The sequence below is a fragment of the Bradyrhizobium sp. DOA9 genome, assembly GCF_000617845.2.
Taxonomy (GTDB): domain Bacteria; phylum Pseudomonadota; class Alphaproteobacteria; order Rhizobiales; family Xanthobacteraceae; genus Bradyrhizobium.
On sequence record NZ_DF820425.1, the window covers coordinates 6,549,293 to 6,564,418 of the forward strand.

The following is a 15,126-nucleotide window of genomic DNA, read 5'->3' on the forward strand; positions in this document are numbered from 1 at the left end:
TGGGCCCACAAGGCTCGCCCGCGGCTTGCGTGAGGCGGGTCGCGCAAATCCGCACTGAGCCCAAGGTGCTACTCCGAGATTTAGTCGAACTGCCAATTCGCAGGGACCCAGGCGTAGCCACCGTCGGTTCTCAGTATTCTGCCAAGACCGGGGAAGGGATAGTGGAAGCCCAGAACGAGAAGCTTGTCCGTTGCCGCGCGGTCGAAAATACGGCGGCGCGACTGCAGGGCGGCCTCCTTGTCACGATCGGGGCCTGGTCGCCAATTTCGATCCACATTGACGACCGGATGATATGCGAGATCGGCCGTCAGCAAGAGCTGGTTTGCCCCCGAATGAACGAGGAACGTCGCCATCCCGGGCGTATGCCCCTCTGCGGCCAACGTCGTCAATCCGGGAACGATCTCGACTCCGGCGCGATACAGCACGGCATCGCTCGCAATCGGTTCTACGCTCCGCTTGATGGCCTCGCCGAAACGCCGGCGAAATTCCGCATTCACAGGCATGTACGAAAGATCGGGTTCGCTGCGGACGAAGTAATTCCAATCGGCTTCGGGCAGATACACGGTGGCACGCGGGAATGATTTGCCGCCGTGGGCGTTTCGTAGATTGCCCACATGGTCGGGATGCGTGTGCGACACGACGACCACATCGATGTCCTCCGGCTTCAATCCGACAGCCGCGAGGTTGCCGAACAGTCGCCCACCGTTTGGTCCCATCGTCTGCGCTGCGCCAGCCTCGATGAGAACGCGACGGCCGCCCGCCTCGATCAAAAGCGTGTTGAGATTGAGCGTCATCACGTCCGTAGGGAGGAACGCGCGGATCAGCGCCTCCCGAAGCTCCATTTCCGGCGCATCGCCGGCGTAAATGTTGGGCGGGCCAGAAAGGAGCCCGTCGCTGAGCACGGTCGCCTGGATGTCCCCGACGCGAAATCGATAATATCCGGCATTGTTCGCCGCACTGCCCGGTGCTGCCGCCTTGGTGCCACTGCCGATTGCCAGCGCGGGGAGCGCCGCAGCAGCGGTCAACATGATCTTGCGGCGGTTGATCGAGTAGGCGCCCAAGACAAACTCCTTCCGTCATTTCGAATTGCCGAGCGCCGGAGACGCTATCCGGGCGGGTGCGACGCCACGAACCTACGGGATGCGACGAATTGCAGAAAGTGGCCTACCGCGATAAACGTTATTCACTAACTGGAAAACGTGCATCAGAAGCCAACCTTCGATGAGGAGCCCGTGAATCGTCCGTCAACCGATGACATCCTCTATCGCGTCGATCTCAACCTGTTGGTGATCTTGAAGACGTTGCTCGAAACGCGCAGCGTCACCAAGACCGCAGAACGAAGCCAAATGAGTCAGCCCGCCGTCAGCAGAGCATTGGCAAAGCTGCGCCGGGTCTTTGACGACGCGCTGCTCGTGAAGGCTGGAACGACCATGCGGCCCACAGTCCGCGGAGGCGAACTTCTCGAACCGATCCAGAAAGCCTTGGCGAGCGTCAGCGACGTCCTCGCCAATCGATCCGAGTTCGACCCGACCTCGAGTGAGCGCGTCTTTCGCATTGCCACGACCGACTACGGGGCGACCGTCATCCTTCCCCGGCTTGCACATCTCATGGCCTCCGAGGCGCCACGGACAAGCCTCGAGATTACGCCCGTCGATGCGCAGACTTTCAGGAGCCTTGGAGAGGTGAACATCGACCTCGCCCTTTATAGCGATAACCCGCTCCCGGCCAGCCTTCGTACCCGAGACCTCTTTCGAGAACGCTTCGCCTGTTTGCTACGCGCCGGCCACCCCGCACTCAGGCGGTCCAAAGCAGGGCGGATGCACCTGGAGGACTACGTGGCATCCTCCCACATCCTCGTGACCGTGGTTGGAGGCAGGGCTGGTCCGGTCGATACCGCGCTCGCGATGCTCGGCCATGTCAGGCATGTCGCGGTGCGGTTACCCTATTTCGCCACGGCAGCTCTTGTGGCGTCGACCTCCGATCTCATCTTGACGATCCCACGCCGTGCCGCGGAAAATTTCTCCGGTGACCCGCGGCTCCGCCTGATCGAACCTCCCGTGGAGCTTCCCAATTTCGATTATCGGATGGTATGGCACGAGCGAACGCATTCGGAGCCGGACCACGCCTGGCTTCGTCGACTTGTCTTGAAGGCAGTCCGGTCAAACAAGCGTTCGCCTTGATCAAGGAAAATCGAGGCCTTCGGCGCTGTCGAAATGCCTGTCCATTGCAGGTGCATCCTTCCTTTGATCCAACGCTCAGCCGTTCAATAAACGAAGACCGCGCCGACCGCGAGCAAAGCGGCCACGAGAGCAACACGAATGCCGAAGTCGAAGGCGGCGATCCATCGCATCAGGGGCCTCCAAAGCCGCCGCGCAAAATCATATGACGAACGGAAGACTGCTCGTTGGTCGCCCGGTCAGACTTAAAAGCGCATTGGCGACGGCGGGAGCGATCGGCGGGACCCCGGGCTCGCCTATGCCTGTCGGAGTCTTCTTCGACGGTACGATGTGGACTTCTACCGCCGGCGCCTCGTCCATACGGAGAACCCTGTAAGCGTCGAAGTTCGTCTCTTGCGGGGTACCGTTATCAAGCGTAATTCGCCCATAAAGGGCCGCACCAAGTCCGAAGCAAACGCCACCCTCGATCTGTGCAGCGATCTGATTCGGCGCGATGGCGATGCCGCAATCGACCGCACACACCACCCGGCGAACCCTGAGATTCTCTCCGAGCACCGAGACTTCGGCGACCTGGGCCACGACGGTGCCAAAGCATTCGTGCACGGCGAGCCCCCGCGCCCATCCGGCGTCCAATGGACTCCCCCACCCCGCCTTCTTGCAGACAAGATCCAGCACGGCGAGCTTGCGGACATCACCCACTTTCGTAAAGATTGCGCGGCGATACTCGGCCGGGTCCCGCTTCGCGCGTCGCGCCAGTTGGTCGACCGTGTGCTCCATGACCATCGCCGACTGGGAATTGCCGACCGAACGCCATAAGCCTGGAGGCACACCGAGCTTCGGGGTGAAAATCTTGCCGTCAACCACGCTGGCCACCGACAGATACGGTGAATTCTTCACGCCGTGGGTGGGGAGCTCGTTGGCGCCGAAAGGAACAATCGCTTGCGACACGATGTTGTGACGCCAGGCGAGCGGCAGCCCTCCTTCGCCGCATTTAATGGAGACCATATGATGTGCCATCGGACGGTAATATCCGCTGCTCATATCGTCTTCGCGCGTCCAGACGAGCTTGACAGGGCGACCACCGCCGACATGACGGGCGATGTTGACGCATTCGACGATATAGTCGGACGTCAACGTGCCCCGACGTCCGAATGATCCACCTGCCGGAAGCGTCTCGATCTCCACCATGCCCGGAAGCGTGATCGCGGCCAAGGCGCAGTTGATCTGATCGACCGTCTGAACCTGCGCGGCGAATGTAAGCTTCACTCTGCGTCCGTCGACCGACGCAACGCAGTTCATCGGTTCCATGGGGGCATGTGCAAGATAAGGGAAATCGAACGACGCTTCGAACAACTCGCCGTCGAAGGCATCGTCGACCTTGCCTTTTGTCTGGAATGCCGACCCGGTCACATCGGTCTTTCCCTTCGCGATTTCACGATAGAGCGCTCGCAGCGCATCGGAAGATCGCGTCTCGGCCTTTGCATCGTCCCACTCGACCTTGAGGGCGTTGCGCCCGAGACAGGCGGACCATGTATCTTGGGCGACAACGGCAACGCCGCTCGCGATCTCGAAAACGTCGACGACGCCGGGCACCTTTCGCGCCGCCGCCATGTCGGCGCGGCCGACCTTGCCGCCGAAATGAGGAGGATGGGCGACCATCGCCACGAGCATGTTCGGAAGCCGGACATCCTGCGTATACAGCTCGGTGCCACTGCTCTTGGACTGGCTGTCCTTACGGCGCACGATCTCCGTGCCGATCAGCCTGTAGTCCTTTGGATCCTTGAGCTTGGGATGCTCGGGTGGCGTGATCTTCGCCGCGTCAGCGAGCAGATCGGCGAAGGTCTCGCTGCGTTGGGAGGCCGAGTGATACACGACGCCGTTCCGCACGCCGATCGATTCGACCGGCAGAACCCATTTCCGCGCAAAGGCCTGGACGAACATCGCCCGCGCTGCAGCACCGGCCTGACGAAGCTGGTCCCAGGAGCCCGCGATCGCCTGCGAGGCTCCGGTCCCCTGAATCCCGAGGGTTGCATCCCGATATACGGCGGCATTCGCGGGCGCGGTCTCGAATCTCACCATCTCCCAGTCGGCGTCCAACTCCTCCGCGACGATCGCGGCCAGGCCGGCATGGCTACCTTGGCCCATTTCCTGGTAGCGGTTGACGACCGTGACCCAGCCCGTTTCGTCGATCTTGATGAACGGCCCGAACGCGCCTGGATCGGCGGCTCGAGCACCGATGCTCAGCGCGCCGGCGGCGATGGCGCCAAAGTTGGTCGCGGCATAGCCGACCACCAAAGCTCCGCCCAGCAAGCTGCCACCCAGGACCAGGCGGCGGCGGGTGAACACCTTTGGCCGTTGCGCTTCCTCTTCGAACTTGCGCTCCGACATCACGCCACTCCCGCGGCATCCTTGATCGCCGCTTTGATGCGCCGGTAGGTCCCACAGCGGCATATGTTGCCGCTCATGGCGGCATCGATGTCGGTATCCGTCGGCTTCGGCTTTTCATCGAGAAGCGCCGCCGCCTGCATGATCTGCCCGGACTGGCAATAGCCGCATTGGGGAACGTCGTGCTTGACCCAGGCGACGAGCAATGGATGCCCCGCACTCACGCCTTCGATCGTTCTGATCTTCATGCCTTGCGCCTCGGCCGCAGGCACGGAGCACGAACGCGCAGCTTTGCCGTTCAAGTGTACGGTGCACGCTCCACATTGCGCGATCCCGCAGCCGAATTTCGTTCCACTCAAATTCAGATGGTCTCGAAGAACCCAGAGGAGCGGCATGTTCGGATCGCCATCGAATTCCCGATCCTCGCTATTGACGTTGAGCTTCATCGACGAGCCTCTTAATTGCACTTCATGCAGGAATATAATCGCACTGAGTGTAAATTTCAAGTCGCTCGGGGAATGATTTCGCTTTGATGCCGGCACCGACGTCATACCGGTGCTCTGCCGAGCAAAGCCCGTGCGGAATGGACGAGAGTTCGGCTTCCGGACGCCGTCGCTTCACCGAGACGCGGCAGACCTCTCAGAGTCGGCGCTGAATGACCTCAAGAGAACGCTCGCCGCCCCAAGCCGCGTCTGCGCCTGGATCGAGATTGGAATGTAGAGGTCCATCTTGGCGGCTCGACCGAATGTTATCGTGATTCGATCAACGTCGGCGTTCGGAGACGCACCTCGCGCCCTGCTTCCTTCGCCAATCCGCCCGGCCACGGGCTTGACGATCGCTCGGCAGATGGTCGTGCTTCCGGCAAGACCGTTTTGTACGGTGGTCCCTGTCCCTTGCGGCTCGAACTTGACGTCATATCGTCTCAGACCGTCAAAGATCGACAACGTCCGATCACACACTGCCCCTCGCGCTCCTCCTTCGATCGTAGCGGCCCCCAACAGGAAAGCGCTCAAGGGATCGACGATCGCCATAAGATGTTTCGGCTCGATCGGAATTTGGCTCGAATCCGGGACCAGCGGCGGTTCGACCGCCATAGTCTTGACAACGCCCTCGCTCATGCCGAGCTTCACCCTCTGCCGGCGCGAACCGCTTCGATGATCGAGATTGAATTCGGTCGGGACGAAGCGCCCTGCGTCGTGAGTGCCGGTAGAGGACGCGACACCTGCAGAATCGCTCAAGAGCCGCATGGCTCCGGAAACCCGATAATCGACTTGCGCAGAGTAGGCATTGCCGCGGAGCGTCACAGACAAAGTCGCATTGGCCAATGGCAAACCTGCAAACGACACCGCGTAGGAAGCACGCACGTCACCCTCGGCGGCGCTCGCGCCCGAGGCGCCGCACACGGCCGAACACATTCCTAGGACGAGTGCTGCACGCGGCAAGAAGGCAAGTGAAACGCGTGTGTACACGATTGCGATCGGATATCGACGTACACTTCTCCGGTCGATGCTCAAGCTCATCCACTCCCGCTCAGGACGACCGCGCGCTTCGCTTCTGAGCGAGGTCCGCCACCGCCTTGTCCCGCATTGCCTGCAGGCCGACCTCCATGAACCTGCGGAAATCGTTCTGGACGTAGGGCCGGATGAGATAGCCGTCCGGCCAGATCTTGGGCCGGAACGAATAGGTCCAGCGCACGCGGGTCGCCTGGCCGTTACCAATGAACTCCAGCTCGCTCACCGCATACCTGATGTAGCGCCCAGTACGGTTGGTCAGATTCCATATCTGATATTGCAGGAGCTGCGGGTTGCGATCCGTAATCTCTTCCAGCGCGCTGTTGTTGTCCGAGAACACGACTCGCCGGCGGTCGCCTGGCTTGCTCCAGCCACCACCCAGCGACTCGGTGCTCACTACACCGGGCACATTGTCCGTTCCGGTCAGAAATGAGCCGAACGCCGCGGCGCCGCGGTCGGCGAACCAAGTCGTCACGGCAGCCAAGGGTGCCTGGATTTCCGTCTCGACGCTGATCTTCTCGAAATCTGCATTGCGCTCAAGCTCCGGCCGGGCGACATCCTGTGCTTGGTTGAGGCTCGCTGTAGACGACACCGGATCGGCGCCGATCAGGGACGCGCCGCACCCGCCCAGAGCCAGTGAGACGACGGCGCAAATCGAGAAAGCGCCCCGTCTCATGAAAAGCGAACGCCTGTGAGCTTTTCGGAAAGCTCCCAGAGCCGCGCGGACGCGGACGCGTCTGTGGCTTGCCGGGGTACTCGAGCGGCGGCTGGTGCGCCGCGGGTCTCGCCCAGACTGTCCGGACCGTAATAGCCTCCGGGTTCGGCGAGCGGAGACGTCGCCGCGAACAACGTCGGCAGCGCCCCTTGAGCTGGCGATTGGAACAGGAACCAGAGGAAGGACCGAGCGAAGCCCTGCAAGCTGCGAGCTCCGGCGCCGTTTGGAATCAGCTCGGTGCGGGCGATGCCGGGATGCGCGGCGATGCTCCTGATTCCCCATCCGGAGACATCGCTTCTCGTCTGAAGCGCGAACGCGAACATGAGGCACGCGAGCTTTGATCGACTGTAAACCCGCATGGGTCTGTACTCGCGCTCCGCCTGAAGATCGTCGAAGTCGATGACACCGCTCCAGGCGGCCAGGCTCGAAACGTTGATGACGCGCGGCTCCTTTCCGTTGCGCAACAGCGGAAGGAGTTCCGCCGTCAGCGCAAAGTGGCCAAGATAGTTGGTCCCGAACTGGAGCTCGAAGGCGTCGCCCGTCACCTTCCGCAGCGGCGGGGCCATGACGGCGGCGTTGTTGATGAGCATGTCGAGGCTCGACCGTTGGGCCCGCATCCGACAGCCAAAATCCTTCACCGACTTCAGGCTCGCGAGGTCGAGCTCTTCAAAGCGGATCTTGGCGTCGGGAAATGCCGCACGGATCCGTGCAATAGCGCTCGAGCCCTTCTCCGGACTGCGGCCTGCGATGATGATCTCACAGCGGGCACGGGCCAATGCCAATGCGTCTTCAAAGCCAATTCCCCCCGTTCCCGTAACGACGGCTGACCGCCCCAATTGAGATGGAATATCTTTGACGGACCAATCCGGCATGGCTTCCCTGTACGTTCACTAAGCTGGCACATGGCACTTATTACACTAAGTGTATTTTTTATTGCACTACGTGCGATATTACAAGACCATTGCGGACACGGGCTGCGCGACCTCTGGCCGCGGACGCGGCGACCAATTGAGGGCCGCGATCGCATCGTGAGCGCAGCCTAAGTGACGGCAGACAATCGCTTTTTTCTTGCACATTGCTTGCGCAGCGTGTAATATATTACACTGGGTGCGATTTTTTGGATGGGGCTTTCCTTGCCGGCAAAAGTAACGGGGAACGACAAAGAGGAGGGTCTTCGCGAGCGCAAACGGCGTGAGACGCTGGCGCGGATCGCAGAAGCAGGCCTCAAGCTGTTCATGACGAATGGCTACGAAGAGACGACCCTCGAGGCGATCGCCGAGGCGGCCGGCATTTCGCGGCGGACGTTCTTCTATTACTTCAAGTCGAAAGAAGAGATCTTGCTGGCGTGGCAAAGCCACTTCACGCAGCTCATCAGGGCTGCGGTGATCGCCGAGCCTTCGGATCAATCTCCAATAGACGCCGTCAAGAATGCTTTGCTGAAATTGACCGGCAACTACAATTCGGAGCAGAGCCTTGCCCTCGATCGGGTGATCCGCTCGAGTCCGGCGCTGATTTCCGCAAGTCACGCCAAATATATTGCTCAGGAACAGGCGATCTTCGAAGCCCTTTGCGTGAAATGGCCGCAGGCCAAGCGGCGGAAATCTCTTCGATATGTCGCCATGGTCGCCGTCGGAGCCCTTCGACTGGCGATCGAATCCTGGAGCAACGACAACGGCAGGCGACCGCCGGCAGCCTATCTCCGCGAATCCTTCGCAAATTTGCAGAGCGTCCTCTAGAAGGGACGGCCTCGGAGTGACCAGGGTCGCTGGGCCGCTTCTCCAGCGAGCCATGGTCGAGCGCCTCCCCCGAAGAGGATGCATCGGCAGTCACCGCCCGAGCGATCGCACGACACGCGAGCCTCCGATCGACCAAGCCGGTGCGACACTTGGTGTCTTGTACCGCCGGGCAGACGTATCTACTAGCGGGCATCGGCAATCGGCCGCCTTCTTTTGCAGACACTATCCGGCAAGAGAAACATCCTTTGGCATGACGAAAGGCGTCACGCATTTAACGTAAAGGCCGGACCTCTTGCCAATTGTCCCTGAAGCTGACGGCCGCGAATACATCCATGGATGGCGCGTTGCGGCCACGCTCACCGCATTGTTTCTCGTGAGCCTGATTTCCCAGATCGATCGGATACTGCCATTCGTCATGGCAGAAGCGATCAAGGCCGACTTAGCGCTCAGCGACACCAGCATCGGCCTTTTGACCGGGGCTGCATTCGCCATTTGCTACACACTCCTTTCGTTGCCACTTGCCAGAGCGTCCGACCGCGGATCGCCCCGGTTTGTGATCGTCCTATGTACTCTGCTTTGGAGTGCGATGACGGCGCTTGGCGGCTTCGCGACAAGTTTCCTGTTCCTGGCATGCACACGTTTCGGCGTTGCGTTCGGCGAGGCCGGCGCCACCCCGGCCGCACACGCGATCATCGCCCGGAAGATCAACCCCGCGTTCCGCGGCCTCGCAATTGCTTTTTTCGCCCTGGGTATCCCTCTCGGCACCATGGTCGGATTCGCCGGCGGCGGCGCCGTCAGCGATATGCTGGGTTGGCGTACGGGGCTGATCGGCGCCGGAGCCTTAGGAGCAGCAATTGGCCTGCTGGTGCTCGCAATCATCAGCCCGACTCCGCCAACAAGTAGCCGAGCGACCGGGAGCGAACCGTTCTTCCAAGCGAGCTTGCGTCTTCTATCGTCTAAGGACTTTCGTTGGCTGTTCATTGGCGCAGTCATCGGCAGCTTCGCGGGAGCCCCGTTCTACGCATTCGCAGCTTCCTTTCTCATTCGCGCTCACGGATACAGCGCCAGCGAGGCCGGGCTGGCGTTCGGGCTTCTCCAAGGTCTGATGGGCATTCTCGGTACGCTCATAGGCGGGCGTTGGTTCGATCGCGCGGTGCGCTCCGGCACAGGAAGGGTACTCGGGCCTCCCGCGGTTCTCTTTCTTGTCGCCAGCACGACGACCGCTGCGGCCTTGTTTGCGTCAATCGGCTGGCTCTCGATATTGCTGCTGGTGCCGAGCATGTTGTCCTTCGCATTTCTTTTGCCATGGGGGTTCGGCGCTGCACATCTGGTGGCCGGAAATGGCAAAGAGGCGATGGCTAGTAGCCTCGTTCTGATCGGCTCGGGCCTCTTTGGTCCGGCAATCGGGCCGCTGCTCGTCGGTGCGATCAGCGACGCCGCGACCAATGCGCAGATGCCGAACGGGCTCGCGATTGGATTGCTGATTGTCCCGGTCGCCAGCGCCGCCACCGGCATCGTCCTGTTGATTGCAAACCGGCGGATCGCTGGTTCACTTCGGCGATCGTGAGCAGGGATTGAACGACAGCGACCGACTTGTTGGCCGGCACCAATCGTCAGGCTGACCGGCGGCTACTTATCGCGCGAGAAGACGCTCCAGGGCGCGCCGGCGTGGCCCCTGTACGGTCGAACACGCCTTCCTTTCGAGCAGGCGACGCGGCCAGACGGGCCGGGCCACGAAATCGCCCAGATAATATTACACCAAGTGCGATATAATTTACGTCTGGTGCGAAATTCCAGATGCCTGCCTTTAGGGGCCCTACCGTCGTCCGCGGGGACGAAAAAGGAGGAATTAGATGACATCTGATATGGCGGATGGGGCCGATACCAACCTGCGGCATGGGGGGGAGCGTGATGCTGGAGCGCTTCCCGGCGGCGTGCCCCCGATCCATAGCGGCAATCCGGATCACCTTGGCCGACCGCGCCCGCGCGTGTTGCCGATCGAGACGCGCATAAGACGCGGAGCGGCCGCTGCACACCGAGCGCGCGGACGGATCGTTCGGGTCCGGGGGGCCTACGGGTCGGCCAAGACCCTGCAGTCCCTCCAGCCCGCGGACCACGAAAAGCCCTTCGCAACTCCAATCTCCTCTCGTCTTGCATCACGCTTTGTGAAGGCAATCCGATCTCCGGTTCTCACGAATGTCGGCGTCGCCGCTCTCCTCTATGTGATTTCATTCCATCCCTCTTTCGATCTGGCGGGCATGGTTTCAAGCAGCTTCGTCTGCCCTGGCGCGAAGCCGATATTGGTCGCGACCGTGGATTTCATCCAGGACGAGGTCACCCCAACGATCCAGGCGTTCCTCACGGGCCGGCTGACGAAATGGATCGGATTGACCTTGCTCTTCGCCTTGTTTCCTGCGCTCGGCGTGCTTCGCGTCGGAACCATGGCGAAGATTCGCGCGCTGGCTACGTCGGCGCTGGCCCGGGTTCGTCGCCGCAGGCGATCATGCGGAGCACCGCCCCCACGCGCTCCGCATGAGTTGATCGTCTGAAGGTGCGGAGCTGTTTGCAACTCGTCGCGAAGGAATCCAAAACAGCCCCCGGCTCCGCTTGAAACACCCAGCCGGAGTGAACAACCATAGAGGTCTAAATGACGCCCGAGGAATTCCGACGACGAGGTCACGAGATCATCGATTGGCTGGCCGACTATCATGCCAAGATGTCCGACTATCCGGTCCAGCCTGCGACCCAGCCGGGTGACGTTAAAGCGATGCTTCTACCCTCCCCGCCGCTGGAAGCTGAGGGGTTTGATGAGGTCATCGCTGATCTTGATTCAGTGGTTCTCCCCAACATCTCGCATTGGCAACACCCGCGGTTCTTCGGCTACTTTCCCTCAAATTCACTTGGCTCCGGTATCCTTGGCGACCTCGTGAGCAGCGGACTTGGGGTTCTGGGGCTGTCCTGGCAGTCGTCGCCCGCGGTAACGGAGATTGAGGAGGTCACGGTCGACTGGTTCAGGCAAATGGTCGGCCTGTCTTCCGCCTGGTTCGGTGTTATCAACGATACTGCGTCGACAAGCACGTTGGTTGCTCTGCTATGTGCCCGGGAGAAGACGACGGGTTTTTCGCTCGTTCGCCAGGGTCTGCAAGCGGAACTCAAGCCACTGACGATCTACACGTCGACAAGCGCTCATTCTTCCGTCGAAAAGGCGGCGCTGCTCGCTGGCTTCGGCCGCGAGAATGTCCGCATGGTCGATATCGACGATAATTTCGCGATGCGGCCAGGGGCGCTCGAGGATGCCATCGTTGCGGATATCCGCTCCGGGTTCAAGCCATGCGCGATCGTCGCGGCCGTGGGCGGGACCGCCACCGCGTCCATCGACCCAGTTTCCGAGATCGCGGCCATAGCGAGGAAGCACGGTTTGTGGCTCCACATCGACGCTGCCATGGCCGGGAATGCGATGATCTTGCCCGAGCTACGGTGGATGTGGGAAGGCGTCGAGGACGCGGACAGTGTCGTGATCAATGCGCACAAATGGCTCGGCGTCCCGTTCGATTGTTCGCTCTATTTCGTTCGGGACGAGCCTCACCTGCTCAGGGTGATGTCGGCCGATCCGAGCTTCCTTCAATCTCAGGCCGACGAGAAGGTGCGCAATCTGCGTAACACCGGCATTCCGCTCGGACGGAGATTCAGGGCGTTGAAACTGTGGTTTGCCATACGGGAACAGGGCGTTTCCGGGTTGCAGGCGAGGTTGCGGCGCGACATCAGTCTGGCCCAGCATCTTCGGTCGAAAGTCGAAGCGACACCGGGTTGGGAAGTCGTCGCGCCCGTCGTTCTGCAAACCGTGTGTCTTGTGTATCGCCCGAGATCCGTGCCTTCCCATCGTCTCGATGACTTCACGCGCGCATGGGCCCATGCGGTGAACGCCTCAGGCCAAGCCTATGTCACGCCGGCTACCGCGGCCGGGCACTGGATGGTTCGCGTCTCGATCGGCACGATATCCACCGAGGCGAGCGACATAGAGGCGGTGTGGCGCACGATCCAGGAAGCGGCTGCCGCGGCCGTCCCCAAATTTTCGTGAATAGCCCGGGTAGATAGGGGTGCATCGCCCCCGCGGGCATCGCAACATCGCGATGCCGCCCGCTTCATGTCGCGGGTTAAGGCCCGCCGGCCGGTGGTGCGGCGGCCGGAGACGATAGAGATACCGCGCCTTTGTCGGTCCAACTTGGGGGAGCGCCTAGTCCCTGGCCGATGAACCCGGCAATTCCCGGAGCTCTTCCGAACGCCTCGCACGCGGATTGCTTCGGCGCGCCGCCCAGCAACACGTGCAAGCTGTCCAGCGACGGCAGCGCTGGAGCCGCTCCGAATGGGGTACTGCCCGTGACGAGCAGTCTGCTGAAGTCGGCGGCAAAGGCCGTCGAGAGGTCGTATGCATCGCCGTCCGGCGATACGCGCGGCGAGCTCGTGAAGGAATTCGCCCCGCGGCCCCATACCATCGCCGCCTTCTGCTTCCCGTGTCGGTCCCGTGCTTCACCTTCGACCGACAAGCTGCCGAGTCCCAACGGAATGCGCGGAACAGGTACCGGCACTCCAGGCAGGAGCACGGATTTCGCGACCCGTGCGACACCGGATGCGCCTGCCGCCGCAGGATCCGTCGCCGCCGCATGTGTGATCACCGCTTGAACGGTGAGGTCGGCCTGATCCGCCGGGCCGGCAATGTCGAACCGCTCGCTCAGCCCGAAGCACAGAGCACGGTCGATAGCGTTGCCGATGATCTTGCGCTGCTCCGGTGAGAAGGAGACCTCCGCCGCCGCTTTGGTCGAAAACCGAGTTTCGACCAGCCGCACGGTCTTGGCGCCGAGAACGTCCTCCTTGTCGACGCGAACGATCGACTTCGTCAGAACACCGTCGGATGGCGTCAGACCATCATAACTGGTGAGCGAACCCGCCCTGTTCAGCGGCGCAGTCGCGCAGCCGGCGGTCAGCAGACACAAGGCCGCTATGAGCGGGCAACGCTGCATCGGACTTTACCGATGCAATACAGATGCCGACCAGTCGATGTCTGCCGTCGCTTGACGTGCTCCAGCCCCAAGGGGAGGATAACTCCCCTGTCGCTCACTGGTCAGGATGCGGCTTTTCTCGGCCGAGGACGCACGCATGCTATTATCTTGCCAATCCGGCCGAACGACCGCGCCCGAGATCGGGATGGAATTCCGCGCTGTAGGCGCCGCGAGAATGTCCTGCCAATCGACGCTCCATTGCGCCAAACCTTTGGAATCCCCGGCAAAGGCATAGTCCAGGAATGCAAGCGTCAAATCTCCGGTGGCTTCCTTGACCTTCGGATTCAGTCCTGGCCCGCCGGTCAGAGCGCGGTCCGTAAACATGCTATGGGATCCGCCTCGGAACATGACCAGAAGCTTGCGCCGATTGCCGATCGCCTCGAATATTGCGACCCGATCGCGTGCAGCCGAATAGAAGCCGGGAATCTTGATGACGTCCTGCGTGGCCGTCACGTGAAGCGTCGGCACGGCGATGTTGGCGAGCACGCTCGACAAGTCCTTCTCGCCGTAGAAAGGTGGGGCGGAAATCACGATCGCCGCCTTGATGCGCCGGTCGCGAAAATCGAGCCACCGACCATCCCGAACAACCCGCGCACCCACCGTCAACAACGCGGTGTTCGCACCATAGGAATGTCCGGCTACGACGATACGTCGCATATCGATGAATCGGGCGTACGGACCGGTTGCAAACAACAGCATTTGGTCGAGCGCAAAACGGAGATCTCCGACACGCGCCGCGGCTTCATCATCCCGGGTCGCTGCTTGCAGCCGCCCCACGAGCTCGAAGGGATTTCCACGCCAGAGCGAGGTATCGCTCCCGATATGCTGGACATGCAAACTCGCGATGCCGTGCGCGGCCCACCGGGCGGCGAGGTAGGTGTAGCCGTTTCGCGAACCGCCCATGCCGTGCGAGAAGATGATCAGTGGCACCCGTCCCGGCGATGCCTCGGTGGGCCAATACAAGCGAGCAGGAACTTCGCGACCTCGAGACGCATCTACCCAATCGAAGTCGACCGCACGAAAGGCCGCATGCTCCTGTTGCACCTGAGCATTCTGCGCGTTCGCAGCTTCAGGCAATGCCATCGCGACGGCACATGCCAATGCCATAGCAGCGAGCCAGCTTCTCATGACCATTACTCCTGCTACGTCCCCGCACCCGGCATTCACAGCACTTGTGCCGAAGCCAATTCGGTAACAGTCCGGGTTCTTTGTGTCAATAAAACTGCACTGGGTGCATTATTTTGACGCAGGCCACGCGGCATTCGGTAACGCGTGCGTGATCATCCGACAGGTCATGCGAGCTCGTCTGCTCGAGTCGACGAGACTGCCGAGATCGAAAACGGTGCAATTTCAATCCAGGCTGAAGTTGCTTTCCTTGGCGATCTTTCTGAAGCTCGCCATATCCGATGACGTCCGCAGAGTCGCTTCCTCCGCGGGACGATACTGCGCCACCAGCCCGATTTCTTCCAGCTGCGCTCGCCCTTCACTGTCCTGCATCACGGCTTGCAAGGCACCTGAAAGTTTCCCGACGATGACAGAGGGAGT

General features: G+C 61.4%; 13 protein-coding genes. 5 read left to right on the forward strand and 8 right to left on the reverse strand.

Translation table 11 applies throughout. The annotated features are described in order from the left end of the window. Positions 1-80 precede the first annotated feature (80 nt). Entirely contained in the window at positions 81-1,061 is a 981-nt protein-coding gene (locus tag BDOA9_RS30995) for an MBL fold metallo-hydrolase (RefSeq protein WP_025037838.1), read from the reverse strand. A gap of 171 nt (positions 1,062-1,232) precedes the next feature. On the opposite strand from BDOA9_RS30995, the gene BDOA9_RS31000 reads away from it, so the two are divergent. Further along, the gene (locus BDOA9_RS31000) at positions 1,233-2,180 is read left to right on the forward strand and encodes a LysR family transcriptional regulator (RefSeq protein ID WP_152033545.1); all 948 of its coding nucleotides are present in this window, start codon (positions 1,233-1,235) and stop codon (positions 2,178-2,180) included. Positions 2,181-2,378: 198 nt separating this feature from the next. Here BDOA9_RS31000 and BDOA9_RS31005 read toward each other — a convergent pair whose 3' ends face one another. The 5 genes from BDOA9_RS31005 to BDOA9_RS31025 all read right to left on the reverse strand — a co-directional run bounded on the left by BDOA9_RS31005 (position 2,379) and on the right by BDOA9_RS31025 (position 7,660). Next, entirely contained in the window at positions 2,379-4,565 is a 2,187-nt protein-coding gene (locus BDOA9_RS31005) for a xanthine dehydrogenase family protein molybdopterin-binding subunit (RefSeq protein ID WP_025037840.1), read from the reverse strand. Beyond that, the gene (locus tag BDOA9_RS31010) at positions 4,565-5,008 is read right to left on the reverse strand and encodes a (2Fe-2S)-binding protein (RefSeq protein ID WP_025037841.1); all 444 of its coding nucleotides are present in this window, start codon (positions 5,006-5,008) and stop codon (positions 4,565-4,567) included. Before BDOA9_RS31010 ends, BDOA9_RS31005 begins: the two co-directional genes overlap by 1 nt. Before the next feature lie 171 nt (positions 5,009-5,179). After that, positions 5,180-5,926 carry a DUF3108 domain-containing protein gene (locus BDOA9_RS31015; protein WP_192859638.1) on the reverse strand — a complete coding sequence of 249 codons (747 nt, stop codon included), beginning with the start codon at positions 5,924-5,926 and terminating at the stop codon, positions 5,180-5,182. Between the two features lie 166 nt (positions 5,927-6,092). Continuing rightward, positions 6,093-6,749, reverse strand: coding sequence for an SRPBCC family protein (locus BDOA9_RS31020; RefSeq protein ID WP_025037843.1), 657 nt, complete (start codon positions 6,747-6,749; stop codon positions 6,093-6,095). Further along, positions 6,746-7,660 carry an SDR family oxidoreductase gene (locus tag BDOA9_RS31025; protein ID WP_025037844.1) on the reverse strand — a complete coding sequence of 305 codons (915 nt, stop codon included), beginning with the start codon at positions 7,658-7,660 and terminating at the stop codon, positions 6,746-6,748. The genes BDOA9_RS31020 and BDOA9_RS31025 overlap by 4 nt, the downstream gene beginning before the upstream one ends. Before the next feature lie 249 nt (positions 7,661-7,909). On the opposite strand from BDOA9_RS31025, the gene BDOA9_RS31030 reads away from it, so the two are divergent. From BDOA9_RS31030 to BDOA9_RS31045, 4 genes are all read left to right on the forward strand, one after another. Continuing rightward, positions 7,910-8,524: a TetR/AcrR family transcriptional regulator gene (locus tag BDOA9_RS31030; RefSeq protein WP_025037845.1), complete on the forward strand. Its 615-nt coding sequence runs from the start codon at positions 7,910-7,912 to the stop codon at positions 8,522-8,524. 415 nt (positions 8,525-8,939) lie between these two features. Continuing rightward, on the forward strand, positions 8,940-10,091 hold the full coding sequence (locus BDOA9_RS31035; protein WP_025037846.1) for an MFS transporter: 1,152 nt from the start codon (positions 8,940-8,942) through the stop codon (positions 10,089-10,091). A 286-nt stretch (positions 10,092-10,377) separates the two neighbouring features. After that, entirely contained in the window at positions 10,378-11,073 is a 696-nt protein-coding gene (locus tag BDOA9_RS38315; protein ID WP_152033546.1) for a hypothetical protein, read from the forward strand. A gap of 98 nt (positions 11,074-11,171) precedes the next feature. Then, positions 11,172-12,602: a pyridoxal phosphate-dependent decarboxylase family protein gene (locus BDOA9_RS31045; RefSeq protein ID WP_025037848.1), complete on the forward strand. Its 1,431-nt coding sequence runs from the start codon at positions 11,172-11,174 to the stop codon at positions 12,600-12,602. Between the two features lie 76 nt (positions 12,603-12,678). On the opposite strand, the gene BDOA9_RS31050 is transcribed toward BDOA9_RS31045, so the two are convergent. Beyond that, a complete protein-coding gene (locus BDOA9_RS31050; protein ID WP_025037849.1) occupies positions 12,679-13,542 on the reverse strand; it encodes a DUF3313 domain-containing protein in 864 nt (287 codons plus the stop codon). 6 nt (positions 13,543-13,548) lie between these two features. Further along, on the reverse strand, positions 13,549-14,709 hold the full coding sequence (locus BDOA9_RS31055; RefSeq protein WP_244521545.1) for an alpha/beta hydrolase family protein: 1,161 nt from the start codon (positions 14,707-14,709) through the stop codon (positions 13,549-13,551). Positions 14,710-15,126 lie beyond the last annotated feature (417 nt).